The organism is Rhodoferax sp. GT1R46, from assembly GCF_056521285.1.
In genome coordinates this window covers 251,854-278,464 of sequence record NZ_JBWMBC010000001.1, presented here as the reverse complement: position 1 = coordinate 278,464, position 26,611 = coordinate 251,854, and the positions used below count along the sequence as shown (strand labels likewise).

Genomic DNA, 26,611 nt, shown 5'->3' with positions numbered 1-26,611 from the left:
CGCAGGCTTACAGGTAGTCGCCGACCTGAAAACGGCGCGTCTTGAGCCAGTATTCCCACGTGTAACCGGGCCATAGGGTGTCGATGTGACCATCGGCATTCTGGTACCAGCTTTTGCAGCCGGAAGACCACACGGTGCCCTGCATCTTTTGCTGCATCCGTACATAGTCGTCACGCTGCACATCCGGACGCAGGCGCAACGCTGTCTGACCCCGGCTTCGTAGTGCTTTTAGAGCCCGCACAATGTAGTCGACCTGGCACTCGATCATGAAGATGATGGAGTTGTGCCCCAGCCCCGTGTTGGGCCCCACCAGCATGAACAGGTTGGGGAATCCGGCCACGGTAATGCCCAGACGGGTTGCGGCAGGGTTGCTGCGCCACCAGGCGCCAAGCTCGGGCACCGGGGCCGCGGCGCCAGCGCCTTTAGCCGGTTCACCATGGATTTTCATGGGCGCGACAAACTCGGTTGCTTTGAAGCCGGTACCCCACACGATCACATCGCAGGGGTACAGCGTGCCGTCTGCCCCCACAACCCCATTCGGTGCAATGCTGCCCACAGCCTGGGTGACCAGGCTGACGTTCGGGCGTTGCAGCGTGGGAAACCAGGTGTTCGAAATCAGCAGGCGCTTGCAACCGGGATTGAAATCCGGGGTCAATGCATCACGCAGCGCAGGGTCCGCCACCTGGCTGCGCAGGTGGTGCCCTGACAGACGGCGCAGCATGGATTGCATACGCGCAGACCCCATGAAGCCCATGCCGATCCACTCGTTGAACCAGTACACCCGCCAACGGCTCAGGCGCTGCAACCCGGGTACAAAGCGATAGGCCCACCGGCGCACCGCGCCATAGGGTTGATCCCAGCGCGGCAACACCCATGCCGCCGTGCGCTGGAACACGTCCACATGCGCCGCATCGGGTGCAATCTCGGGCACAAACTGGATCGCACTCGCACCCGTGCCCACCACGGCGATGCGCTTGCCTTTCAGGTCAATATCGTGGCGCCAGTGGCTAGAGTGAAACGACTGGCCGGCAAAGCGGTCCACACCGGGAATATCGGGGATAGCCGGTTTGTTCAAGGGCCCGGTTGCCAGAATGACGTGGCGCGCCAGCAGGGGCGCTTGCCCCTGAAGTTCAATTTCCCAGCATTGCTGCTCTACCAGCCAGCGCAGGGCCTGCACATCGGAGTTGAATCGGATCAGGGGCCGCAGCGCATAGGTGTCGGTCACGCGCAGGATGTAGTCCTGAATCTCCTGCTGTTGGGGGTAAGGCCGTGTCCACCGCGTGTTGGGCTCAAATGAGAAGGAATACATGTGCGAGGGCACATCGCAGGCGCACCCCGGATAGATGTTGTCACGCCAGGTACCGCCCACCTCGGTGCTGCGCTCCAGAATGACCAGTGCATCCACACCACTCTGGCGCAAGCGGATGGCGGCACACAAACCACCAAAACCCGCACCAACAATTGCCACATCAATTTGCTTCATCGGGCAAAGTTAACACAGCACCCGTGGGCGCCCAAGCCCCTTGATGCTACTTGGGTAACTCGTGTGACGCGGTCGAAAATCCGGGCCCCAGACGGTCGGATGTCCATCGCAACAGATCGAACCACATCTGGTGAATTTCGGCATCCTGCGGCGTTCGCGACGCGCTGGTCAGCTCGATGGTGACCACCGGCACCCCCTTGTGGACGCCACCGTAGTTGCCCAGTGAGCCCGGGTAGATGCCCACCTGATCCAGATACAGGCGACCCAGTTTGCTGGGCGGTGTCGAAGGGCCGTCAAAATCGAGCACGCCGTAGGGGGCGTGCACACTCACGATCAGGTTGGGTTTGAAACTCTCCATCTGCTCCAGCAGAAAACGCGACTCCGGCTCCGACAGAGGCTTGTTGCCCGGCCAGCGGCGCGGATCCCGACGGGTGCGGGTTTCCCAATAGACCTTGGCATCACGCGCCCAATTGGGCGTGGGAAAGTTGCGGTTCAGGTCCACTCCGTGGGCATTGACGCGACGCGCGGGTCGGGCAAACAGTCCATCGGGGTTAAGCGCCGGAATGAAGCGCCAATGAATCGGTTCGGGCATGACCGCCATTGGCACCTGGGCCAGGGCGATCCAGTGAAACACCAGTGAACTCGATGACATCTCGTCACCATGAATGCCACCCAAAACCAGCACCCGCAGACGTGCACCAGCGGGGTGGATGTCGCGGCTCCAGATGGCGCGCCCCAGCACCGAGCGGGCATGCGTATCCTGCAACTGGGCGGCATTGCACAAAACCGGCTGGACATTCGGTATTTTTGAAGAAAAGTCCCGGCAAGCCCTTATGGAATCTGCCTGTGCAGCTATGTTTAGCATAGCAACAAGGGCACAGAGAAACGATCGAAATACCATGCACCGATTGTAGGGCGACCCGGCCTTAGTGCGGGTTGTTCACGCAGGCGACTGGCTGTGTCATCTATTTCGGGTAAATTCAAAGCATGTCTTTGCAAGCCAGCCCCGATCGGGCCCTCCCCCCCAACTTCTCCCCCACCGAATTTCGACAGGCTTTGGGCATGTTTGCCACCGGCGTCACCATCGTGACGGCCCGTAGCGCCGATGGCACGCTGGTTGGGCTCACCGCCAATTCGTTCAACTCGGTGTCCATGACACCCCCGCTGGTTTTGTGGAGCCTGGCGCGCGCCGCCGGGTCCATGGCGGCCTTCAGCACCGGGTCGCATTACGCCATCAACATTCTGGGTGCGGACCAGCAGGACCTTGCTCGGCAGTTTGCGTCACGCGACGGCGACCGGTTTGCCGGCGTGCGCTTCATTCCCGGCAGTGGCGGGGCCCCTCTGATAGAGGGCGCAGTGGCCACTTTTGAATGCTTCAACCGCAGCCGCTACGAGGAAGGCGACCACGTTATCTTTGTTGGAGAAGTTGAACGCTGTACGCACCGACCGGGCGCTGCACCCCTGCTGTTTCATGGGGGCAAGTTTTACGCGGAACATCCGCTGTGAGCAAACGGCTGGCGGCCCCATGACCCAGCGCAAGGAGCATCTGGACCCCCTTGCGATCGGCCTGCTGCTGGCCTGCTTTGCGTTCTGGGGATTTCAGCAAGTGCTGGTCAAGGCAACCCTGGCCGAGGTGCCGCCCGTGTTTCAGGCGGCCCTGCGTTTTGCCGGGGCGACGGTACTGCTGGCCGGGTGGTGTCGCTGGCGTGGGGTGCGTTTGTTTCAGCGCGACGGAACGCTGGCCGCCGGGCTTCTGGCGGGAACGCTCTTTGCTCTGGAATTTGCCTGTCTCTTTGTCGGTCTCCAGTATTCCGCGGCATCGCGACTGACCGTGTTCCTGTACACCTCACCCTTGTGGGTGGCACTGGTGCTGCCCTGGGTCGTGAAATCCGAGCGACTCTCGCCAGTGCAGTGGCTGGGTCTGGCATTTGCCTTCAGCGCGATCGTGTTCACCCTGCGGGAAGGTTTTGTTGTACCGGGCCAACCCCTGCAGTGGCTCGGAGACCTGCTGGGGCTCGTCGCAGGCATGTTCTGGGGACTGACCACAGTCATCATTCGCAGCAGCTCGCTGTCGCGCACGTCCCCGGAAAAGCTGCTTTTTTACCAGGTTGCCTTGAGCACCGTGGCGTTGCCACTCATTTCGCTGGCGATGGGCGAGCGCTGGCTTTGGACCTTCAGTGCCTTTGCCACCACATCGCTGGTGCTGCAAATGGCCGTCGGCGCATTTGCCAGTTATCTGGTGTGGATGTGGGTTCTAGGGCGCTATCCCGCGACCAAGGTCAGTGCATTTGCATTTCTGACACCGGTCTTTGCGCTGTTGTTTGGCGCCTTGTGGCTGGGGGAGGCCGTCACGCCGGCGCTGCTCGCGGCCCTGGCGCTCGTAGCCGTGGGCATTGTGCTGGTGAACCGCCGCCCCGGTCCGCTATCAAATAAGTAGCTACCTGCGCAGGTTCTACGGGGGCTAGAGGCCTGAATGGCTTATAAATTCCGCTAGGGTGCGTTGTCCATGCTGTTGCGCATGGCAATTTGGGCCACGGCGTCCAGCGCCCCGTCCACCACGGGCTGGCCCGAGATGATGCGCAAGCTGCCTGCTGCGACCAACTTGTCGAGGGAGCGCCGCGTCATGGATTGGCTGGCCCCCAAAACACTGGTAAACAAAAATAGCGTGCCATGGGGACTCGCCCAAATGAGCTGGGTGCGAACCCACTGGTCATTGGCAAGCAATTCCACCCAGGATCCCAGTGGCAGATCGCTCGCAGCGCCCTGCGGTACCTGACTTGCAACTGCGTCCACTGCAGTCGCCGATTCAGCAGACACCGGGCGCTCCGCCGGCACAACGGAAGGAGACACTTCCTGTTCCGAGGCATCAGGCAATTCGATAAAGTTGGAGGCTTTGGCCTCTTCGGGAGCGACCCAGGGGTCACCCGACTCCACACGGTGCGAGCGCGGGCTTGCAACGGCGTCCAGCACAGGCGCCACCGGAACCTCGGCAGGCCTTTGCGCTGCCTTGAACGCCATCTGGTGGAAACCCATCAGCGCTTCCAGGAAGACGCTGGTCTTCACCGACGGGTATTGGATGGTTTCCAGGCCGTCGCGCAGGGTACCCAATAGAAGCGGAACCAGCCGCGTCAGCTTGGCAATGTTTTTGCGCGTGAGCTCAGGGTGGGTACTCCACAGCAGGGCAGAAATCAACGCCTGGTATTTGTCCGCCGCACTGGAGCCCGCTCCGCCCGCAATGCGCGCCTGCGCTACGACTTGTGCCCACGGTCCGCACAGAAAATCAATCACTACCGGTGGCACGCGCGCTCCATCCGGATGGGCATCGATTTCACGGGCAATTTTTTCGGCCAGGATGTTGCGTTGCTCGGCATGCTGCAGGGCTTTGACAGCGGCTTCCCGGTCGCGCGCCTTGACCGTCTCGGCACGACTCCATGCGGCCCGCAGACGCCCTAGGACTTGCTCAAACGGCTCGGAATTCTCAAGTGTTGCGCTGGCCAAGACCGCCAAAGCCTCTTCGAGTTCGCGGACAAAATCCGGAAAACCGCGGGCCTGCACCGAACCGTAGGCCAGGCTGCGATGCGTTATCTCCTGCAGCAGCGCGCGCGCGGGGTGCCCTTTATCAGAGAAAAACCGGGGGTCCACGAGCGCCAGACGCAGCATCGCAGGCTCGAGATTTCTGATTAGCCTTTGCACGGGTTCCAGCAAACGCGGATCCATCGCGATGTTGTCCACCATGAGTTCCACCACTTCAAGACTCAATGCCTGAGCCACTCCGCCGGCACTGCGCCGCAGGGACTGCCGCACGGCATCGATCGACGTGTCACCCGCGATGGCCTCACTGGGCGCCATTCGCCTGCGTTGTTCCAGGCGTTGCACCACCTGGTCCACCTGCTGCATTTCGGCCAGTGCTTCAAACGCTGCCGGCACCGTGGCTGCAAAATCAGAGACGGGCACCTCGGCGGCGCCCGGTCCCCCTTCGAATTCACGCGAGAACTGGCGGGCGAACGACTCCAGGTGGCTACCGTGTGGGGCATCCTGACCCAACTCGCCAGCGAGAAGGCTGCGCAGTTTGTCGAGCGTAAAAAAGGCGCCCTGGCCTGCGCCCTCGGCAGCAAGGGGGCGGGAGGTCCGGTTCGCGGCGACGGGCTGCGAAGGGCGCGTATCGCCTTGTAACGCACGTACAGCGGCACTGCTCGGCGTTTGCACCACCGCATAACCGGCCGCGGCGACACCCTCACCGATCAATCGGGCTGAAAAATTGAGGTAGAGATCCCGCAGCTCCGGTCCCAGAGTCGCGCTCATCACGGCCATCCAGTCCAGACGAATTGCCGGAGCGACCTGCATCTGCTCCAAAACGTCCTTCAGGGCATTGACATAGACCTCTGGGCGCAAGGGATTGCGCTCAGGGCGAACGGTCGCCAGACCCAATGCGGTACTGATCAACGTGTTGAGTTCCGCCAGGCTGGCGTCGGCGGCCAGCAAGGCCACCTGTTGCGCGCGGGCCAGGGTCACGCTTTCCTGGACCTGCCATTCATCCATCAGTTCCAGCTGGTCAAAATGCAACTCGGTCACGACCAAAGGCACAATCCTGACCGCCCGTTCAGGACTGGAAAAAGCGGCCAGCAAAGCCTTGGGGTACTGGGTACGCAGCTCCGTTTGTTTGCTTTGCAGCAGTTTGATGGAAGCGGCCAGTGCATCGCGTTCCCGTAAGTCACGCGCCGCCTTTTCACGGGCATGCAAGGCCATGCCGGTAGCGGCCACCAGCTTGCCCATCAAAATACCGCCGCCCGCAGCGGCCTCATCAATGAGGGCCCGATACAGGGTTGCGTATCGGGCAGGGGGCTGCGTGTGCGTCATCGGCCGGGCGTCTTCGGAGCGTGTTACTTGAGCGCCTTGAAGCGCATGCGCTTGGGCTTGGCGCCTTCTTCGCCCAGACGCTTCTTCTTGTCGGCTTCATATTCCTGGTAATTACCGTCAAAGAAGGTCCACTGGCTATCGCCTTCGGCGGCCAGGATGTGGGTGGCAATGCGGTCCAGAAACCAGCGATCGTGGCTGATCACCATCACCGAGCCGGCAAACTCCAGCAAGGCATCTTCCAGGGCGCGCAGGGTTTCCACGTCCAGGTCATTGGATGGCTCATCGAGCATCAGCACGTTTCCGCCCGCAATCAGGGTCTTGGCCAGGTGCAGGCGTCCACGTTCACCACCCGACAGTGTGCCAACCCGCTTTTGCTGGTCGCCGCCGTTGAAGTTGAATCGGCCGCAATACGCACGGCTGGGCATCTGGAACTTGCCCACGTTCAGAATGTCGAGGCCGCCAGAGACGTCTTCCCAAACTGTTTTTTCGTTGGCCAGGTCGTCACGGTGCTGATCGACAAACGCCATCCGGACCGTGGAACCAATCACCACTTCGCCGCTATCGGGCTTTTCACGGCCCGCAATCAGCTTGAACAGCGTCGATTTACCGGCCCCGTTGGGACCAATGATGCCGACGATCGCGCCTGCGGGAACGGTGAAGCTCAGATTGTCGATCAGCAGGCGATCGCCAAAGGACTTGCTCACATTGTGGAACTCGATCACCTGGGTACCGAGTCGCTCGGCTACCGGAATGAAAATCTCGTTCGTTTCCACGCGCTTCTGGTATTCAAAATCGGACAGCTCCTCAAAGCGTGCCAGGCGGGATTTGCTCTTGGCCTGGCGGGCTTTGGGATTCTGGCGTGACCATTCCAGCTCTTTCTTCAGGGCTTTTGCACGGGCCTCTTCACCCTTTTGCTCTTGCGCCAGGCGCTCGCCCTTCTGGTCGAGCCAGGAGCTGTAGTTGCCCTTCCACGGAATACCGTGGCCGCGGTCGAGTTCCAGAATCCATTCGGCGGCGTTGTCCAGGAAGTAGCGATCGTGGGTGATAGCCACCACGGTGCCGGGGTAGCGCTGCAAAAACTGCTCCAGCCAGTCCACCGATTCGGCATCCAGGTGGTTGGTAGGCTCGTCGAGCAGCAGCATGTCGGGCTTGGACAGCAACATGCGGCACAAGGCCACACGGCGCTTTTCACCACCGGACAGCACGCCAATTTTGGCGTCCCACGGTGGCAGGCGCAGTGCGTCAGCCGCAATTTCGAGCTGGTGCTCTGAGTCGGTTCCGGATGTGGCAATGATGGCCTCCAGGCGGGCCTGTTCGGCAGCCAGGGCATCAAAGTCGGCGTCAGGCTCGCCGTAGGCGGTGTACACCGCTTCCAGCTTGGCCTTGGCCGCAAATACCTCGCCCATGCCGTCTTCCACACTCTCGCGCACCGTGTGCTCGGGGTTGAGCTTGGGTTCCTGCGGCAGGTAGCCGATGTTCAGACCCGGCATGGGGGTGGCTTCGCCCTGAATCTCGGTATCCAGACCGGCCATGATCTTCAACAGGGTGGACTTGCCGGAACCGTTGACGCCCAGGACGCCGATCTTGGCACCGGGGAAAAAGCTCAGGGAAACGTCTTTGAGAATCTGACGTTTGGGCGGCACAATCTTGCCGACCTTGTTCATGGTGAAAACGTATTGGGCCATTGCTATGCTAATTTAGGTGGGTGTAAATACCCCATTATCGACTGCAGCACCCCCGAGCGGGAGTTGGTAGCCCACAATTAGGAGAGGCCACCTGCTTTTGCAAGGTCGTTCCGCAAGGCGGTCTGGGCGACTGCATCCAGGGCGTTGTCCATGACCCGGCCGTCCGAGACCAGCCGGATCAGCCCCATCCCGCGCAACCGGTCCATGGTGCGCCGGGACATGGAGTGGGCCATTCCTCCCGCAGAAATGAACATGAACAGAGTGCGGTGGGGACTGGACCAAGTCAATTGGGCTCGAACCCAAACGCCACCCAAGGCCAGATCGACCCAGGAACCGGTGGTCAGGCTTTGCGACGTCCAAGCCTGCTGGTCCACCGGATCGGGGGTCTCCGGCTCTTCGATGAAATCCGGCGCAAGTTCCTTTGAACCTTTGAGGTAAGCGGCATCGGCCGCTTCATCATCGGCCATCCAGAATGCGTCAGGAGAGACGTCGACCTCACTCTCCACTGCCTCCGCATCCTGCCCGGCTGTTGTGTTGACTGCATCTTCAACCGGTACGGCTCGGGCACCTTCAAATGCCTGTTCATGAACCGCAATCAGCGCATCAAAAAACACAGGTATGCGCTCTGGCGGGTAGGAAATCAGATTCAACCCCTGACGCATCTTCACGAGCATGCCAGGCACCATTTCAACCAGCCGTGCACGGTTGCGCCGGGCCAGCCGCACCTGCACGCTCCAGATCAGATCGTCCACCAGTCCGAGATATCCGTCGGCATCCACGGTACCATCGACGCACAGGAGCTGCGATTCCGCCACCACCTGAGCCCAAGGACCCCGAAGGAATGTGGCGACGATTTCCGGTACCTTTTTGCCTTGAATTCGTTCTCCAAAGTCTTGCGCCAGGCGCTGCGCCAGCAGGTTGCGTTGCTCCGCATGCAACAACCCGCGGGCGGACTCTTCGGCGCGCTGGCGCTGGTCGAGCTCTTCACGAGCCCACCCCTCCTCGAGCTTGCGCAAGACGCGCGCAAAGGCAGCCGCATCACCCTCACCGCTGGCAAAAATGCTGATGGCGTTGTCGAACAACTTCTGGAATCGGGCATAGCCCGGCTCATCTTCAGAAGAAAAAGCCAGGCTGCGGCTGGTAATTTGATCCAGAAACAGGCGGGCTGGGTGTTTGCGTTCGCTGAAAAACCGGGGATCTGATTGAGACAGCGCGATCAGTACAGGCTCCATCTCCTTGAGATTCTTGCGAATCGCAGGCAACAGGCGCCGGTCCTGCATCAGATTCTCGAGCATCAGGCGGACTACTTCCTCACCCAATTCGCGACCCAGTCTTTTGCTCTTGACCTGTTTGCGCAGAGCGGGCATATCACCCCGAACCGTCGTTGCCGTCCCGGCTTGTGAAGCGACCGACCGCGTGGCCCGCTCGGTCAGGCGCTTCATCATCGGCTCCATCAAGTGCATGTCCTCCAGCGCCTCGAAGGAGGCGGGCACGGTGTGCATGAAGTCCTTGCCCCCCCCCGCCTGGGGCCCCGGGTCCAGTTCACCCGACAGCAGTCGGCGCAATTTGTCGAGCGTGAGCATCGTGCGGGTGATTGAATTTTCTGGTGGCTTTTTCTGTGCGCCGAAACCGCCCACCAACGTGCCTGCAGGGACCACGGGCTCCACGCCCTGGGAACGCAGCCAGTCTGTCACCTCCTTGTACAGCTGCCGCAAGCTCACGCCCAGCAAGCCCGCCGCAGGCCCCATCAGGGCTGATCGGGCTTCTTCACTGCCGACATGCTCCTGCAAACTTTCACGCAAGGCATGTACAAAGGAGTCCGGCTTGAGTGGATTCAAATGCCCTTGGACCGTAACCCACCCCATCAGGCTGCTGATCATGGCGTTAAGGGCTGGCAAAACATCATTCACTGCCAGAACAACCTCTTGCTGCGTCAGTGCAAATTCGATGTTGGCATCAATCTGCTCTTCTTCCAAAAACTGAAAATCATCGAAGCGCACCAGGTTTTTTTCCTGCTTGCGAAGCGCATCGCCGCTATACACAGCCTCACGCAATGCTGCGGCAAACGTCTTTTTCAGCGCATCCTGATGCGCATAGAGATGCTCAATAGCGGCCTTCGCACCGGCATGGGTCGGCGTACGAAGATTCTTATTCTTCACAGGTAACAGCGACGCTTGCAGCCCTGCAACTACCTCGCTCACCAAGGTATCGCTCTGGTCAAGAACGGCCTCCAGGCAATCCTGCAAAGAAGGCTTGAAACTACCCGCCTCATGGGCCACACCAAAACGCCGCAGCATGAACTTTTTCATTGTGTGAACATTGTCCCCGTTGTCTGTGTCTATGACCACCGCACTGACACATTGTTACCGACCGGCCTCCCCAAAAAATACCGCTGAAACCGTTTTTTTGCACGCAAGCGTCCAACGTGCGACAATACTCGGAGTTGCGGTGCGTCAGTTGCCCGCTACGCCAGCACCTTGCTGGGGGCCAGAGAGACACTCTGCGTCCTACTTTTGCATCTATCTGCCTTTGACTGACTGGTGGCGAAAGCCCTCAGACAGGCCGATATCCCTAGCGCCCTGGGTGGGCGCCATACTCATGAACTTCGAAGAATTGAACCTGGCCCCGGCCATCGTTAAGGCCGTGCGCGAGCAGGGTTACGAAACGCCTACCGCCATTCAGGCGCAGGCCATCCCCCTCGTGCTGGAGGGCCGCGACCTGCTGGGCGGAGCCCAGACCGGCACCGGTAAAACCGCAGCTTTTACCCTGCCCATGCTGCACCGCCTCTCCATGAGTCGCAGCGCACAAAACAAATTCGGCGGCGTCGGCATCCGTGCCCTGGTGCTGACCCCCACCCGCGAACTGGCGGCCCAGGTGGAAGAATCCGTTCGCACCTACGGCAAATACCTGCAACTCAGCAGCACCGTGATTTTTGGCGGTGTAGGCATGAACCCCCAAATCTCCAAGCTCAAAAAAGGCGTGGACATTCTGGTGGCCACACCCGGCCGTCTGCTTGACCTGCTGCAACAAGGCATGCTGGACCTGGGCCAGGTGCAAATGCTGGTGTTGGATGAGGCCGACCGCATGCTGGACATGGGCTTCATCCATGACGTGAAAAAAGTGCTGGCCGTGGTGCCCAAAGACAAGCAAAGCCTGCTGTTCTCGGCTACCTTCAGCGACGAAATCCGCGAACTGGCCGCCGGCCTGCTCAAAGACCCACAAAGCGTGCAGGTCACCCCACGTAACACCACGGTGCAACGCATCACCCAGGTGATCCATCCCGTGGGACGCGGCAAGAAGAAAGCCTTGCTGGCCCACATCATCAACGAGCACAACTGGAGCCAGGTGCTGGTGTTCACGCGCACCAAGTTTGGCGCCAACAACGTGGCCGAATTTCTGGAAAAGAACGGCATCACCGCCATGGCCCTGCACGGTAACAAGAGCCAGGCCGCCCGCACACAAGCCCTCTCCGGCTTCAAAAGCGGTGACGTGCGCGCATTGGTTGCGACCGACATTGCGGCACGCGGTATTGACATTGATGACCTGCCACACGTCGTCAACTACGAAATCCCCAACGTCAGCGAAGACTACGTGCACCGCATCGGCCGCACCGGTCGTGCGGGCAACGACGGCGCAGCCGTGAATCTGGTGTGCCTGGACGAAGAAGGCTTCATGCAGGACATCGAGCGCTTCACCAAGCAAAATATTCCTGTGCAGATCGTGGACGGTTTTGGTCCTGAGCCAGGCGAAGTGGGTGAACCCATCGCCATGGGTCGCCAGACCATCTGGGGCGGCGCGGGCAAGCCGCCAAGCCGCGACGTGATGCAGGCAGCCGCCAAGGCCGCCCGCACCGAAATGCTGCAACGCGTACGTGACAACCGCGCCGGCCAGGGTCAACCTGCGGGACGCGGCCCCAGCAATGGCGGCGGCAACGGGGGTGGTCGTGGTGGTCAAGGTCAACGTGCTGGCGGTGGCGGTGGTCGTGGTGGCGAACAAGCGCCCCGCCCGCAAGGTGCACGCGGTCCCCAAGGTCAAGGCCAAGGACGTGGTCCACGCCCCCCAATGGGTGATGCACAACCACGCGGTGACGCACAGCCACGCAGCCACGCGGGCGGCTTTGCTGGCGGCGGCTATAGCGAGCCCCGCGCACCCCGCTCGGCACCCGGTGGTCAACCTGACCCGATGCGCACGAGTGTCGATATGATGGCTGAACGCGGCGCACGCCGTGGCAATTTCGGCGGTGGAAACCGCGGTGGCTCAGGCAACGGAGGCGGCAATGGCGGCGGTTCACGGTCGGGTGGCTTTGGTGGCGGGAGCAACGGGCCTCGTGGGTCGGGAAATCCTCGCGGCCCTTTTAGCCGATAAAACTTATAGCGCGGTCCACAGCGTGGGCCGACGTTCGCTGCCGATGCAGCACCCCAAGCTGGTACTACACATAGTTGACTTCAAGGCCATGCCGGCTTTGCCCAAGGTCGATGATTGTTTCATCGCGCTGGGAACCACCATCAAGGTGGCTGGCAGCCAGGCGGCCTTTCGGGCCGTTGATTTTGAAGCCGTTCAGGCTGTAGCCCGCGCCGCACTTGCGACAGGCGCTACAAAAACAGGAGTGGTCAGCGCCATGGGGGCTGACCCCGAATCCTCCATTTTTTACAACCGCGTCAAAGGCGAGATGGAAGCAGCACTGTCTGCCATGGGTTTTCAGACTCTGGCGTTTGCGCGCCCCTCCATGCTGGCCGGTCACCGGGAAGCGCTGGACCAACCCGCGCGTCCGGGTGAGCGCATCGGTTTATGGCTCATGCAGGGCCTCAAACCCCTCATTCCCTCCAACTACCGCGCGATTGAAGCCAGAGACGTAGCCCACGCACTGGTGCAGGCCCTCAAAAAGGGCAAACCTGGCGTACACACCCTGTTATCGGGTGCGATGCAGCCTGCCTAAGCGCGCAAAAACAGCGTCACAAGCGGGTCCGGCCCCACTTGTCGGCTCCAGTGGCCGTGGATGGCGGGATCAAACGTCGCGCCCTCGGGCAACAAATCGGCCGAATAAAAATGCTCACCCGGCTTGAAGACGCGCGAGACGCCGCCCTGAATGCCAATCTCCATCTGCCCACCCAAAATAAACACCCACTGGGTGTAACCGGAGCAATGGAACGGGCTACGAAAACCCACCGGACTGGTGCGCAACTGGTAGCCGCCCGAGGGGAATAGCCCGGACAGCCTGCTTTGCGGTGAACCCTGTTCGAGCGGCACAATTTCCTCGCGGAACTGCGCGCGTCCATCGGTGTCGGTAAACAAGACTACTTTGGTAAACGGTGTCATCGGTTTTGCCTGGTTGAGATGGCTGGATTATTCCCCACTCCGGTGTGCAGGATTGCAAAAAGATAGACCCATGAACCTGCGCAGTGGAGGCACAATCTGGCGCATGAGACTTCTACACACCATGCTGCGCGTTGGCAATCTTCAGCGCTCAATCAATTTCTACACCGATATTCTGGGCATGAAGCTGCTGCGCACATCGGAAAACCCCGAATACAAATACTCGCTGGCGTTTGTGGGCTACGGCAACAACCCGGACCATGCCGAGTTGGAGCTCACCTACAACTGGGGCGTGGAATCGTATGAGATGGGTACCGCCTATGGCCACATCGCGCTCGGCGTGCCAGATGCCTATGCCGCCTGCGAAAAAATCAAAACCGCCGGTGGCAATGTGACCCGGGAGGCAGGTCCGGTCAAGGGCGGGGCCACCGTCATCGCCTTCGTGACCGATCCGGATGGCTACAAGATTGAGTTAATCCAGCGCGCCGAAGACGCTCCTGGCGCGGGTCTGCGTTAAGGCCCGGCGTTTGGCTTTTTACCTCTTTTGTGGCTTTGCCCTGCTACTGGTTCTGGGGCTCCTGGGACAGCCCCGCTGGCTGGCCTACCGTCGCGGTCGTGTGGGTGGACAGGCGTTTCCCGCAGCCTGGCGCAAGATTCTGCAGCGCCGCGTGCCACTGGTGCGCAAGCTCCCTGCGGATTTGCAGCTGCAGCTGAAAAAACACATGCAGGTTTTCATTGCCGAAAAGACCTTCATTGGCTGCGCGGGTCTGCGCATTACGGATGAAATGCGGGTGGTCATCGCTGCACAAGCCTGTCTGCTGCTGCTGAATCGGGTGACCGATTACTTTGGCCAGGTGCGGCAAATTCTGGTGTACCCAGGCGCCTTTGTGGTTCAGCGCACCACGACGGACGGTGCCGGCGTGCAACAGGAACACCGCCATGCGCTGGCGGGTGAATCGTGGTCCGAGGGACAGGTCATTTTGTCGTGGCAGGACACGCTGGAAGGTGCCGCAGCAGCCGATGACGGGCGCAACGTGGTCATTCATGAGTTTGCCCACCAGCTGGATCAGGAAAACGGCGCGGCCCACGGCGCTCCGCCCCCGGCTCCCGGAGACACGCACTACAGCGCACAGCGCTGGTCCCAGGTATTTCATGCGGCCTATGCGCAGCTGCAGGACGAGTTGCACCGGGGACACGAAGGCCTGCTAAGCCACTATGGCGCAAAAGATCCCGCAGAGTTTTTTGCAGTTGTGTCCGAAGTGTTTTTTGAACAAGCCCACGCGCTCGCAGAAGCGTACCCGGCGCTGTACCGCGAACTGAGTGGCTACTACAAAGTGGACCCGCTGAGCTGGTAAGCCCCGTCTACAAACCGTCCAGAACAAAAATGGTTCTGCGAGCCGACTGCTTGCTGATCTTCAGCAACTCCTGGTACGGTGCCGAATCATAGAAACGGTTGGCCGACGCGGCATCCGGGAACTTGACCAACACCATGCGCGTTGGCGTCCACAAGTCGTCTTCCTTGATCGTCATCTCACCACCGCGGGCCAGGTACTCGCCACCAAATTGCTCCACCAGCGGCTTGGCCTGCACTTTGTATTCCTCGTACAAAGCAGGGTTGTCGAGCAAGGTATCAACGACCAGATAAGCTGCCATGGGCACCTCCAAAGGAGAATCAAAGGCGCCAGTCTACTGCTTCAAACCTTGCGTATCCCGGGCCAGTTGTGTGATGCGCGCCCAGTCGCCCTGCGCCAATGCATCGGCAGGCACCAGCCATGAACCACCCACGCAGACGACATTGGGCAGCGCCAGAAAATCAGGGGCGTTTTGCAGCGTGACACCGCCCGTTGGGCAAAACTTCACATCAAAGAACGGGCCGCTCCAGGCCTTGAGCAGGGCGGGACCACCGGCTTGCATGGCCGGGAAGAACTTCAGCTCGGCAAAACCATCTTCCTGCGCCATCATGATTTCGCTACCCGTAGCGACGCCGGGCAGCAAAGCCAGGCCCGCATCACGGCAGGCCTGCCCGACCGCGCGGGTGTAGCCCGGGCTCACGGCAAACAATGCGCCAGCCATGGCGGCCGCCTGCGCATCCGACTTGCTGCGCACGGTGCCCGCACCGACAACGGCCTCTGGCACTTCACGGGCAATGGCCTCAATGCAGGCCAGCGCCTGGGGGGTGCGCAGTGTCACCTCCAGCATGCGAATGCCACCGGCCACCAACGCACGCGCCATCGGCACGGCGTGGGCCACATCGTTCAACACAATGACGGGAATGACAGGGGCATCCTGCATGACTTGCAGGGACGTAAAAGTTGGTTTCGTGGTCATGAAAATCTCCGGAATTACAGCCAGGTACAAGCGCCTTCTTCGGCGGTCAGGGCATTGCGGCGCATGCTGGCAAACAGTTCGCGACCCATGCCAATGCCGTTGGCGGTGCGCAGTTCATCGGGCATGGGGGACAGCAGGCGCGCATTCCACTCAGTCTCTGGCACCAGCACTTGCAGCGTGCCGGCATTGGCGTCGAGTCGAATACGGTCGCCGTTCATGACTTTGGCCAGTGGGCCACCTGCAGCTGCCTCAGGCGACACATGAATGGCGGCTGGCACCTTGCCGGAAGCACCGCTCATGCGGCCATCCGTCACCAGCGCCACCTTGTAGCCCTTGCCCTGCAACACGGCCAGTGGCGGCGTGAGTTTGTGCAGCTCGGGCATGCCATTGGCCTGCGGACCCTGCCAGCGCACGACGCAGATGATGTCCTGATTCAACTCGTCGGCGTTGAAGGCGTGGTGCAGTGCCTCTTGGGAATCAAACACCCGGCACGGCGCTTCGATGATGTGGCGGTCATCCGGTACCGCGGACACCTTGATCACACTGCGCCCCAGGTTGCCCTGCAACAGCTTCAAGCCCCCGCTGGCGCTGAACGGTGCACTGACGGGACGCACGACGCTATCATCCTTGCTGGCGCCAGGATCGGCCCATTGCAGCCCTCCCTCGGCGCGCGCCGCCGGAATGCCGGTGAACTCGCGCAACCCGCCGGCCCGCACTGTCAGCACATCGGCATGCATGAAGCCAGCGTCCAGCAGCTCACGAATGACATAACCCGGGCCACCTGCCGCCTGAAACTGGTTCACATCGGCGCTGCCATTGGGGTACACGCGGGTCAGCAAAGGCACGACATCGGACAGATCCGAAAAATCGTTCCAGTCAATGGCGATGCCTGCGGCGCGGGCCACCGCCACCCAGTGAATCAAATGGTTGGTGGAGCCGCCTGTGGCAAGCAAAGCCACCATGGCGTTGACGATGCACCGTTCGTCCACCACACGGCCAATCGGTGCAAAACGCCTGGCTTTGGTGATACCCAGCACGGTGCGAACAGCCTCGCGGGTGAGCTCGCTACGCACGTCGGCACCGGGGTTGATGAACGCCGTACCAGGCACATGCAGGCCCATGGCCTCGAGCAGCATCTGGTTGCTGTTGGCAGTGCCGTAAAAAGTGCAGGTGCCTTGGGCGTGGTAAGCCGCAGACTCGGCCTCCAGCAACTCGGCCCGGCCCACCAGACCCTGGGCGGCCAGCTCTCGCACCTTGCCTTTGGCATTGTTCGACAAGCCCGATGTCATAGGCCCTGCGGGCACAAACACGGTCGGCAAGTGGCCAAAATGCAGCGCACCAATCAAAAGACCGGGCACGATCTTGTCACACACACCCAGCATCAGTGCCGCATCAAACACATCGTGGCTCAGCGACACGGCTGTGGCCATGGCGATGGTGTCGCGTGAAAACAGGCTGAGTTCCATGCCCGCCGTGCCCTGGGTCACGCCATCGCACATGGCTGGCACACCGCCAGCCACCTGGGCGGTTGCTCCCAGACGGCGCGCCTCGGTCTTGATGAGGTCCGGGTAATGCTGCAGCGGCGCATGGGCTGACAACATGTCGTTATAGGCATTGACGATGCCGATGTTGGGGCCCTTCTCGGCCACCACACGGAATTTGTCGATGCCGGTGACGCGGGCCTTGTCGCCGTCGGGCATGGCCGCAAACGCGTGGGCAACATTGGCGCAGCCCATGCGCTCGGCCCCGGGCGCCCGGTTGGCGGTCGCGTCCAGCTGCGCCAGGTAAGCTTTGCGGGTAGCGGCACTGCGCTCGGTGATGCGGCGGGTAACCGCCTGCACAACGGCATGGATGGGTGTTTGGGTTTGCATGGTGGCCTGTAACCTTCTATGTAACTTTATTACATGGCGGATGGTAACTGGGAAACCCCCTCTTGCGTCGATACGCAGTTACCAACCGGGTACGAATCACTGCCCGGTCAACAATAACGTCCGGGCACGCTGCAAGTCGTCGACGGTATCGATATCCATCACACAACCCGGGTCATTCACTATCATTTTGGTAGCTGATCGCGCAGCAACGACGGGGGCTGCGCCCTGATTTCCTTCCAAAGCAGCCAGCGCATCGCCACAGCTGCCAGCAAACCGTACGGGATGTCCACGCTGACCCTCAAAAACCGGTACCAGCACGTCCGCCAGCATGGGCTCCCTGGCCATGTAACGCAGGGTCTGGGCTTGTATCAGTGGCAGGTCTGCGGGCAATACCAGCCATCCCGGCGCAGCACGGGTCGCCCGCACCGCGGCGGCGATCGAGTCACCCATACCGGGGTGGCCTGCGTCCTCCAGATGCCAGCGCAAGCCACTGGCGCGCACAGCGTTCAAGGTGCGCTCCAGAACGGTCATGCCTCCAAGGTCCGCTTGCAGTTTGTGGGTGGTTCCACCTGAGGCCAGAAACCGCTCGCCGCGGCCCGATGCCAATACCAGCACGACTGGCAACCCTTCGGCCTCCTCAGCGGAAGGCCTTGGCAGCACAGGTCTAGCCAACGGCACAGCTGGAGGTGGAAGACCGCACCACCGGAGTCGCCGTCGTGTTTTTGACCTGAATGATCTGCGCCAGAATGGAAATGGCGATTTCTGCCGGCGTGCGGGCCGAAATGCGCAGGCCCACGGGCCCATGCAATCGCGAGAGCTGTTCCACACTCAAATCAAAATGCTCCGCCAGGCGCTTTTTGCGTGCGTCCTGGTTGCGCTGCGAACCCAGTGCGCCCACATAAAACGCGTCAGACGCCAGCGCCTCCAGCAGTGCCATGTCGTCCAGCTTGGGGTCATGGGTCAGCGCAACCACCGCGGTGTGGGCGTCCACCTGCAACTCCCGCACCACGTCGTCCGGCATGCCCTTCACGCGCTGCACGCCCCGCATGGACGCATCTTCCAATGTCGATGCGTACTCTTCCCGCGGATCGCACACCAGCACTTCAAAGTCCAGCGCAGTGGCCATGGCTGCCACCGCCTGCGACAACTGCCCTGCGCCAATCAGCAACAAACGCCAGCGCGGTCCAAACAAACTGGTCAGGGTAGACCCATCAAATTGCATGGCTTGCCCGCGCACGGCATCCCCCAAAGTCACGACTCCCGTAGCCAGTGTCAATGTCCGCGAAACCAGCTGGTGATTCGCAGTCCGGTCCAGCACAGCCTGCACCCAGGCGGTGTCGAGCAACGGCTCCTGCACCAGGCGCAGGGTGCCGCCGCACGGCAGGCCAAACCGCGTGGCCTCTTCTTTCGATACGCCATAGGCCAGCATGGCAGGCTTTGCGGATTCGGATTCGGATTCGGATTCGGATGCGGACTCGCCAGACCGATTCAAGGATGCCTTGGTGCGGGCGATCAGATCGTCCTCCACGCAGCCTCCCGAAACGGAACCACTGACCACACCATCATCCCGCACGGCCAGCAGAGCGCCAGGTGGGCGCGGAGCGCTCCCCCAGGTTTCCACCACCGTTACCAGGCTCACCGCGTGCCCCGCCTGCTTCCAGGCGAGGGCGTCTGCAAGTACCCGAAGGTCCAGACTGTCCATTCAGGCCTGCTTGATCGCGTCACCCGTGATGGGCAATTTGCGAACCCGTTTGCCGGTGAGGGTAGCCACGGCGTTGGCAATAGCCGGCGCTATCAGGGCCGTAGCAGGCTCGCCGATGCCGCCGGGCTTCTCGGTACTCTCGACCAGAATGATGTCAATCTGGGGCGACTGGTTCATGCGCACAATCGGGAAGCTGTTGAAGTTCGTTTGCTGCACGCGGCCCTTGTCCAGCGTGATTTCCTGCATGACGGCGGCTCCCATGCCGAACACAATGCTGGACTGGATTTGCGCCTCCACCGTGTCGGGATTGACCATGCGCCCCAAATCGGCAGCGACCGTGACACGGTGCACCTTGACATCGCCGCCCTCCAGGCTGATCTCGGCCACTTGTGCCATGTAGGTGTCATAGCCTTCCATGATCGCAATGCCGCGCGCACGACCAGCCGCCAGTGGCTTGCCCCAGCCGGCTTTCTCGGCCGCCAGCTTGAGCACGTTGGCAATGCGTGGCTGCGTCTCCAGCAGGCTCAGGCGGTAGGCCAACGGGTCTTTGCCCGCCGCCGTGGCCAGCTCGTCCATAAAGCTTTCATTGGCAAACGCATTGAGCGCATGGCTCACCGAACGCCAGTAGCCCACGCGCAGTCCGGCATCGTGTTTGACGATGTCATGCTTGGTCGCGGGGATGTCGTACAGAGCCACGGCAGCCTCGGTCATCAACGGGTCCTGCACCGGTCCAGGCAGGCCAAACACACGACCGGTGACGGACTGCGAAGTCAACCGGTATGTCATGGCGGTAGGCTTGCCATCGGCGCCCAGTGAAGCCGCCAGGGTGTTCACGGCCTGCGGGCGATAGAAGTCATGCGTCATATCGTCTTCACGCGACCACACCAGCTTGACGGGTTTGTTCACCGCCTTGGAGATCTGCGCGGCCTGGATGATGAAGTCGATGTCGATCCGTCGACCAAACCCGCCACCCAGGAAGGTGGTCTTCACCGTGACGTCTTCGGGCTTGACCCCCACCGCCGCCGCGATCTGACCTTGCGCAGCGTCTTGCCACTGGGTGCCACCAATGAGGGTCACCTTGCCGTTGTTGTAGTGGGCGGTGAAATTCATGGGCTCCAGAGGCGAGTGCGACAGCAGCTGGCTCACATACTCGGCGCGCACGACTTTTTGTGATGCTGCAATCACCGCATCGGCATCACCCACGGCCTTGAGCGGAAGCGCCGTTCCCGTTCGGGACGCCACGCGAATGCTCTCCAGCATGGTTTTTTCGGTCAGTGACGCACCAGCGCCTTCGTCCCAGGCAATCACCAGTGTCTTGCGTGCCATATTGGCCCGCCACCAGCTGTCGGCGACCACCGCGACACCATCCGGAATCTCAACTACAGCGATCACGCCGGGCATCGTTTTGGCCTTGGTCGAATCCACCGACTTGACCTTGCCGCCAATCACCGGGCACTGCTCCAGCGCGGCGTAGACCATGCCGGGCAACTTGACGTCAATTCCGAATTCGGCCTTGCCATTGACCTTGGCAGGTGAGTCCAGACGCGCTGTGCGCTTGCCCACAATGCGGAAGTCTTTGGGGTCCTTGATGGTCACTTTTTCAGGTACTGGCAATTTGGATGCATCTGCCGCCAGCGAACCATAGGTGGCCTTCTTGCCATTGGGGCCCAGCACCATGCCGTTGTCGGCCTTGAGCTCGCTGCGGTCCACATTCCATTTGGCAGCCGCAGCGCTGATCAGCATCTCACGCACCTGGGCACCCCCGATACGGAGCTTCTCCCAGCCATCGCGGACCGACGTCGAGCCGCCGGTCAACTGGGGGCCACCCAGCAAAGGATTGCCATATAGCTTGGCGTTGGCCGGGGCATTCTCGACCTTGATTTTCTTGATATCCACGTTGAGTTCTTCGGCAATCAGCATGGGCATGGAGGTGTACACCCCCTGCCCCATCTCGGAGCGCGCAGAAATCAGCGTAATGGTGTTGTCATCGGCAATATGCACCCAGGCATTGGGCGTGTACACGGTCCCTGCAGCCTGCAGAACACCCGGAAGGGCAATGCCCATGAGCAAGCCACCGCCAGCCAGGGTAGTGGTTTTGAGAAAGTCGCGACGTGATGTGGTCATGGTTATTTTCCTCAGGCTTTGCGCATCATGATGGCTGCATCCTTGATGGCAGCCTTGATACGGGGGTAGGTCCCACAACGGCAAATATTGCCACTCATCGCCGAGTCGATGTCGGCGTCGCTGGGGTTCCTGTTGGCGGACAGCAGAGCGGCCGCACTCATGAGCTGACCCGACTGGCAATAGCCGCATTGCGGCACATCGTGCTTGATCCATGCCACTTGCAGGGGGTGCGTGTTATCGCGCGACAAGCCTTCCACGGTAGACACTTTTTTTCCAGCGACTGAGGCCAATGGCGTCTGGCACGAGCGAACCGATGTGCCATTGACATGCACCGTGCACGCGCCGCACAGGGCCGCACCGCAACCGAACTTGGTGCCGGTCATACCCAGCTCATCGCGGATCACCCACAACAACGGGGTATCGGGTTCGGCATGCGCTTCAACCGCTTTGCCATTGACTTGAAACTTGACGCTCATGGGTGACTCCTGGAAAGTGAAACGATCGGGTTGCAACCACAACCGCAGGACCGCAGCTTAGATCCAAGTCAAACAAAGCCTATTCGGGTAAGCCCTAGAAAAATATCGTTTTCTCAAATTGAGACAGCCGCTTGTCGCCACAGAGACACCGACGCCATCATGCCGCCAGAGTGACCGGCTCCAGCGCGTCGGCTTGCGGCAGCACCCGGCCAATGATGGCTGCCTGCGGGTAACCGCAAAGGTGCAATGCACCAAGGCAGGCCTGTGCGCGGTCCGCCGGCACGCTGGCCAGCAGCCCACCCGCCGTCTGCGGATCAAAAACCAGGGGGTAACGCGGGTGGTTCACAAAATCTGCCTGGTTGCGCAGCGCGCGGCGCAAGCGCACGTTGGCGCTCTGCAGCGAACTCACAATGCCCGCCGCCACCGTCTCCACCGCACCATCAAGCAGTGGCAAGGCCGAGAGACTGATCTGCGCATCCACACCCGAAGGCCGTGTCATTTCGACCAGATGACCCAGCAGGCCAAAACCGGTCAGGTCGGTACAGGCCGTGGCACCGTGATCGCGCAGGCACTGCGCGCCCTGCCGGTTGGACTGCACCATGCTGGTCAGGGCTGCATCGATCCAGCGCCCCTTGGCCGCCAGCCGGGCGTGCGCCGCAAACAGCGTTCCGGTTCCAATGGGTTTGGTCAGAATGAGCACGTCGCCGGGCTGCATGCCGCCCTTGCGCAGGATGGCGTCCGGGTTGTCATCAATCAGTCCGTTGATGGCAAAGCCCAGCGCCAGCTCGGCGCCCTCGCCCGTGTGCCCGCCCACCAGCGCGCAACCGGCTTCATTGAGCACCTCTACCGCACCGGTCATCATCTGGAACAGCAGGTCTTCCACCTTGGCGTCCAGCCCCGGGGGCACCGTGGCAATGGCTGTGGCCGACTGGGCCTCTGCACCCATGGCAAAAATATCACCCAGAGCGTGGTTGGCCGCCACCTTGCCAAACAGGTAGGGGTCATCCACAAAGGATCGAAAGAAGTCCACGCTGTGCACCATCGCCTTGCCTGGTGGCACGCGCACGACCGCGGCATCGTCAGGGGCATGCAGGCCAATCAGCACGTCCTCCCGATCGACCACGTGCAGGCTTCCCAGTGCGCGCGACAACACGGTGGCCCCCACCTTGGCGCCACAACCACCGCAACGCATGGCAATGGCCGAGAGGGCCTCCAGCGATTCGCTTTGGCTCAGCGCAAGCTGGCTGGGCGATGCACCGGGCGCAGACACCGTGTTGGCCGACATAGCCGGAAACTCCGAGAAGCTGCGCATGAAGCGCTGGTCGATCCAGTCTTTCCAGCGCCAGACCCACTGTCCCGCAAAACCCACCGCGCCGCGTGAGGCCACGGCGTAGCGGTCGCCGGTGCTGATGAGTGCCAGCCAGCGGGTCTGCGGACGGTAGGGTTTGAGCGCACGCCCCTGCACGCTCAGGCGCAGGTTATCCGCCAGCGGGCGGCCCTGGCGCACGGCAAATACGCCGGCTTTCTCCAGCGGGTAATTCTGCATGGCTGCAACGTCACCCGCCGCAAAAACAGCGGGGTCGGTGATGCTTTGCAACTGGTCATTGACAACCACAAAGCCACGGGCATCCAACGCCAGACCGGTCGTTTTGAGCCACGCAGCGCCACCGGCCTGGGTCACCCACATGATTTCTTCGGCATCAACAAACGAGCCATTGGCGCACAGCAACTGGCCTGCGTTCACCTGCGTCACCTCTGCGCCCAAATGCACCACGACACCCCGCTGGGTCAGCACCTTGGCAAATCGCTGGCGCACCCCGGGGTTGTGGGTGGGCAGCACTGTGTCGTCCGCACTCAGCAAGTGAAACTGCAGCAGCTCAGGGTTGCGCCCCCGCGTTTGCAACTCTCGCCGCAGGCGGTATTGCATGGCCAGCAACAACTCCACACCCCCAGCACCCGCACCCACCACAGCGATGCGCAGCAGCCCCGTCGTGTGGTGCTGCACCCGGTCGAGCAGCGCCAGCCAGCGCGCGTTGAACCGGGTGATGGGTTTGACTGGAACCACATGCTCGGCAGCACCCGCCACCCCGCCCAGCTGGGGGGTGGAGCCGGTGTTGATGGAGAGCCGGTCATAGACCACCGGCGGTCGATTGCGACACAGCACTGTGCCCGCTGCACGGTCAATGCCGATCACCTCATCGCGGTACAAGCGCGCACCGGCAAACACGGCCAGACGGCTCAGGTCAATGTGCACATCGTCATAGCTGTAATGGCCCGCGATGTAGCCCGGCAACATGCCCGAATACGGTGTGTGCACATCGGTGCAGATGACGGTGAGCCGCACGCCCGGCTCGGGCTGCATGCCAAAGCGCTTGAGAACACCCACATGGCTGTGGCCGCCGCCAATCAGAACAATATCCCGGGCAATGGGTTGGGAAGAAGATTGCATCAGGTTCAGGAATTCAAAAGCGGGTCACGTAACAGGTCATGTACCAGCGCCTGCAGCCTGGCCTGTTCGACTTCTGGGCTGAACAGGGGGGCACGCACGGCACATTCGGATTGCAGTTGCGGGTAGAGGGGCCCACTGCGGCATTGGCGCAGCAAGTGCACCAGCCCCACGGCGTCGTTCCAGTCAAAATAGCCCGCATAGTCAGTACCCAGCATACCGATGTTTCCGGCAATGCTTGAGGCCAGCACGGGCGTGCCCGAGCGAACCGCTTCCATCACCACATGGGCTCCCCCTTCCATGCGACTCGTGTGCACCAGAACGTGCGCGCGCTGGATGCGCCGACGGGTCTCCTCGTGGGCCAGCGCCCCAAGCCAGCGGTAATGAGGGCACGCCCGTGCGGTTACCTCGGCCTCTGCGCCCAAAGCAGGGTCCAGCGCCTCGCCAATATGGTCGATAAAGATGCCCTCGTGCGGATCAAGTAGCCGCGCTGCGGCGAACAGGGTTTGCGGCGATTTTTCCTCCCGTAAATGCCCCACCATCACCGCGCGAAACTGGTGCTCCGGTTTGGCCAGGGTCGGTCTCGCACTGGTGGACTGCAGGATGACGACGGCACGCTCCCGCAATGCGGGTGGCAGTGCGTCCGGCCCTCTCTCCTGCAGCACCACCAGCCGCGCTGCCATCTGGATGGAAGCCTGTGCCGACGCGTCACTGAGGATGTCCCGGTACAGGTCGGTGCCGGTGAGCACCACGGCCAGACCCGGCGCGAGCGACCCGTCGGTACCCCGCGCGTACGCCCAGGCGGCGATGGAATCAGCCGAGCGCCTGGCGTGCAAGGCCAACATGCAGGCATCGTCCTGCGCCGCAGGCCCATCGGGCCACTGGCGTACGATGCGCACCTGAAATTCCGCCTGCAACATCTGCTGCCAACGCTGCGCCGTTTGCCAGTTGCCATTGTTGGCATCGGCCAGCGCGGGGCTGACAATGACTATTCTTTTCTTCATGGGGCCTTGCAATGACGCAGCGTGACGTGCAACTTTTGTCCGATGGATCGGGCCCGCGCTGGCAGGCTGCGCAGGCGGCCCGAACTGCGGGTGCCGAGGCGCTGGCTGGCCTGCTGCGCGCCACCCGTGCCCGCACACAGGCCTGGCTGGCCGCGTACGAGGCGGCACTGGGCCCGCAGTTGCGCGTGCCCCTGTCGCCGCAATGCAATCCGCCGCTCTGGGAACTGGGCCATATCGGCTGGTTTCAGGAAACCTGGATTGGCCGCAACCGGCAGCGCACACGCGGCGTGGCATGCGACCCGGCGCATGCACGCCATCCCTCGCGCCTGCCGCAGGCCGACGCCCTGTACGACTCCAGCCAGGTGCCGCACGATAGCCGCTGGAACCTGGACTTGCCCGATGTGGCGGCAACGCAAGCCTATTTGCAGGCCACGCTGGAGGACACCCTTGCGGCACTCGCGCTGAGCCCCGAAGACGACGCCAGCCTCTACTTCTACCGCCTCGTGCTGTTTCATGAAGCCATGCACGGTGAAGCGGCGGTGTACATGGCGCAGGCTCTGGGCGTTGCCCTGCCCGACGCCCTGTCCGACGCCCTCTTTCCCGCAGTAGCCGCTAACCACGGCCGACCCGGACAGGTACTGGACATCGATGCAGGCGCGTGGCAACTGGGCTGGCCGGGCGGCGGTTTTGCCTTTGACAACGAATGCGCCAGCCACCCGGTCGACTTGCCCGCGTGCCAGATCGACAGCCTGCCTGTGAACTGGGAGCAGTTCCTGCCTTTTGTGGAACACGGCGGCTACGCCGAGGCGCATTTCTGGTCGCCTGCCGGCTGGCAATGGCTGCAAACCCAGGCCGCCCAGTGCCCCCGCTACCTGCGGCGAAGCCACCACGAGCCGGGCTGGGAATGCCAGTATTTTGGTCAATGGCTGCCGCTGGATCTGAATGCCCCCGCCGTACACCTCGGCGCCTACGAGGCCGAGGCCTGGTGCCGCTGGGCCGGTCGAAGCCTGCCCGATGAAGCGCAATGGGAACGCGCCGCCATGACCCGACCCGACTTTCATTGGGGCGACGTGTGGGAGTGGACATCCAGCACGTTTGCTGCGTTTCCCGGCTTTGTAGCCCACCCGTACCGCGACTACTCGCAACCCTGGTTTGGCAGTCGCCCCGTGCTGCGGGGCGCCAGTCGGGCAACCGCTGCGCACCTGGTTCATCCGCGCTACCGTAATTACTTTACGGCGGAGCGCAACGATATTTTTGCAGGCTTTCGCAGCTGCAAAATAATGACGAAATAGGGCTCCAGCCCCCGTCTGCATTGCGCAAAA

The 26,611-nt window shown here is 61.8% G+C and carries 22 protein-coding genes; 7 read left to right on the top strand and 15 right to left on the bottom strand.

Annotation, left to right across the window (positions count from 1 at the left end; genetic code table 11):
* Positions 1-7: 7 nt before the first annotated feature.
* Both AC097W_RS01355 and AC097W_RS01350 read right to left on the bottom strand, forming a co-directional pair.
* Positions 8-1,483 carry a flavin-containing monooxygenase gene (locus AC097W_RS01355; protein ID WP_479600454.1) on the bottom strand — a complete coding sequence of 492 codons (1,476 nt, stop codon included), beginning with the start codon at positions 1,481-1,483 and terminating at the stop codon, positions 8-10.
* Between the two features lie 46 nt (positions 1,484-1,529).
* Positions 1,530-2,348, bottom strand: coding sequence for a M14 family murein peptide amidase A (locus AC097W_RS01350; protein WP_479600453.1), 819 nt, complete (start codon positions 2,346-2,348; stop codon positions 1,530-1,532).
* A gap of 122 nt (positions 2,349-2,470) precedes the next feature.
* On the opposite strand from AC097W_RS01350, the gene AC097W_RS01345 reads away from it, so the two are divergent.
* Entirely contained in the window at positions 2,471-2,989 is a 519-nt protein-coding gene (locus tag AC097W_RS01345; RefSeq protein WP_479600452.1) for a flavin reductase family protein, read from the top strand.
* Between the two features lie 19 nt (positions 2,990-3,008).
* Positions 3,009-3,920, top strand: a complete 912-nt coding sequence (locus AC097W_RS01340; RefSeq protein WP_479600451.1) for a DMT family transporter — start codon at positions 3,009-3,011, stop codon at positions 3,918-3,920.
* 53 nt (positions 3,921-3,973) lie between these two features.
* Here the strand turns inward: AC097W_RS01340 and AC097W_RS01335 are convergent, their stop codons facing one another.
* The 3 genes from AC097W_RS01335 to AC097W_RS01325 all read right to left on the bottom strand — a co-directional run bounded on the left by AC097W_RS01335 (position 3,974) and on the right by AC097W_RS01325 (position 10,334).
* The gene (locus tag AC097W_RS01335; RefSeq protein WP_479600450.1) at positions 3,974-6,340 is read right to left on the bottom strand and encodes a DUF1631 family protein; all 2,367 of its coding nucleotides are present in this window, start codon (positions 6,338-6,340) and stop codon (positions 3,974-3,976) included.
* Positions 6,341-6,363: 23 nt separating this feature from the next.
* Complete coding sequence (gene ettA / locus AC097W_RS01330) at positions 6,364-8,025, bottom strand: energy-dependent translational throttle protein EttA (protein ID WP_479600449.1); 1,662 nt, start codon at positions 8,023-8,025, stop codon at positions 6,364-6,366.
* 77 nt (positions 8,026-8,102) lie between these two features.
* On the bottom strand, positions 8,103-10,334 hold the full coding sequence (locus tag AC097W_RS01325) for a DUF1631 family protein (RefSeq protein ID WP_479600448.1): 2,232 nt from the start codon (positions 10,332-10,334) through the stop codon (positions 8,103-8,105).
* Positions 10,335-10,623: 289 nt separating this feature from the next.
* On the opposite strand from AC097W_RS01325, the gene AC097W_RS01320 reads away from it, so the two are divergent.
* Together AC097W_RS01320 and AC097W_RS01315 are read left to right on the top strand one after the other, a co-directional pair.
* Positions 10,624-12,390, top strand: coding sequence for a DEAD/DEAH box helicase (locus AC097W_RS01320; protein WP_479600447.1), 1,767 nt, complete (start codon positions 10,624-10,626; stop codon positions 12,388-12,390).
* Positions 12,302-12,961, top strand: a complete 660-nt coding sequence (locus AC097W_RS01315; protein WP_479600446.1) for a Rossmann-fold NAD(P)-binding domain-containing protein — start codon at positions 12,302-12,304, stop codon at positions 12,959-12,961. The genes AC097W_RS01320 and AC097W_RS01315 overlap by 89 nt, the downstream gene beginning before the upstream one ends.
* Here the strand turns inward: AC097W_RS01315 and AC097W_RS01310 are convergent.
* A complete protein-coding gene (locus AC097W_RS01310) occupies positions 12,958-13,341 on the bottom strand; it encodes a cupin domain-containing protein (protein WP_479600445.1) in 384 nt (127 codons plus the stop codon). The genes AC097W_RS01315 and AC097W_RS01310 overlap by 4 nt on opposite strands.
* A gap of 103 nt (positions 13,342-13,444) precedes the next feature.
* Between AC097W_RS01310 and gloA the strand changes: the two genes are divergently transcribed.
* Both gloA and AC097W_RS01300 read left to right on the top strand, forming a co-directional pair.
* Positions 13,445-13,855, top strand: a complete 411-nt coding sequence (gloA, locus tag AC097W_RS01305) for a lactoylglutathione lyase (protein WP_479600444.1) — start codon at positions 13,445-13,447, stop codon at positions 13,853-13,855.
* Positions 13,856-13,865: 10 nt separating this feature from the next.
* Entirely contained in the window at positions 13,866-14,693 is an 828-nt protein-coding gene (locus AC097W_RS01300) for a M90 family metallopeptidase (protein ID WP_479600443.1), read from the top strand.
* A gap of 7 nt (positions 14,694-14,700) precedes the next feature.
* On the opposite strand, the gene AC097W_RS01295 is transcribed toward AC097W_RS01300, so the two are convergent.
* The 9 genes from AC097W_RS01295 to senB form a co-directional block, all read right to left on the bottom strand.
* Entirely contained in the window at positions 14,701-14,991 is a 291-nt protein-coding gene (locus AC097W_RS01295; RefSeq protein ID WP_479600442.1) for a DUF1330 domain-containing protein, read from the bottom strand.
* Positions 14,992-15,024: 33 nt separating this feature from the next.
* Entirely contained in the window at positions 15,025-15,666 is a 642-nt protein-coding gene (gene eda / locus AC097W_RS01290; RefSeq protein ID WP_479600441.1) for a bifunctional 4-hydroxy-2-oxoglutarate aldolase/2-dehydro-3-deoxy-phosphogluconate aldolase, read from the bottom strand.
* Positions 15,667-15,680: 14 nt separating this feature from the next.
* A complete protein-coding gene (gene edd / locus AC097W_RS01285; RefSeq protein WP_479600440.1) occupies positions 15,681-17,537 on the bottom strand; it encodes a phosphogluconate dehydratase in 1,857 nt (618 codons plus the stop codon).
* Positions 17,538-17,633: 96 nt separating this feature from the next.
* Positions 17,634-18,197 (bottom strand): nucleotidyltransferase family protein, encoded by a 564-nt coding sequence (locus tag AC097W_RS01280; RefSeq protein ID WP_479600439.1) that lies wholly within the window; start codon positions 18,195-18,197, stop codon positions 17,634-17,636.
* A 4-nt stretch (positions 18,198-18,201) separates the two neighbouring features.
* On the bottom strand, positions 18,202-19,239 hold the full coding sequence (locus AC097W_RS01275) for an XdhC family protein (RefSeq protein ID WP_479600438.1): 1,038 nt from the start codon (positions 19,237-19,239) through the stop codon (positions 18,202-18,204).
* A complete protein-coding gene (locus AC097W_RS01270) occupies positions 19,240-21,363 on the bottom strand; it encodes a xanthine dehydrogenase family protein molybdopterin-binding subunit (RefSeq protein ID WP_479600437.1) in 2,124 nt (707 codons plus the stop codon).
* 11 nt (positions 21,364-21,374) lie between these two features.
* Complete coding sequence (locus AC097W_RS01265) at positions 21,375-21,839, bottom strand: (2Fe-2S)-binding protein (RefSeq protein ID WP_479600436.1); 465 nt, start codon at positions 21,837-21,839, stop codon at positions 21,375-21,377.
* A gap of 157 nt (positions 21,840-21,996) precedes the next feature.
* Positions 21,997-24,288 (bottom strand): selenide, water dikinase SelD, encoded by a 2,292-nt coding sequence (gene selD, locus AC097W_RS01260; RefSeq protein WP_479600435.1) that lies wholly within the window; start codon positions 24,286-24,288, stop codon positions 21,997-21,999.
* A 5-nt stretch (positions 24,289-24,293) separates the two neighbouring features.
* Positions 24,294-25,289, bottom strand: coding sequence for a selenoneine biosynthesis selenosugar synthase SenB (gene senB / locus AC097W_RS01255; RefSeq protein WP_479600434.1), 996 nt, complete (start codon positions 25,287-25,289; stop codon positions 24,294-24,296).
* An 11-nt stretch (positions 25,290-25,300) separates the two neighbouring features.
* Between senB and senA the strand changes: the two genes are divergently transcribed.
* Positions 25,301-26,581, top strand: a complete 1,281-nt coding sequence (gene senA / locus AC097W_RS01250; protein WP_479600433.1) for a selenoneine synthase SenA — start codon at positions 25,301-25,303, stop codon at positions 26,579-26,581.
* Positions 26,582-26,611 lie beyond the last annotated feature (30 nt).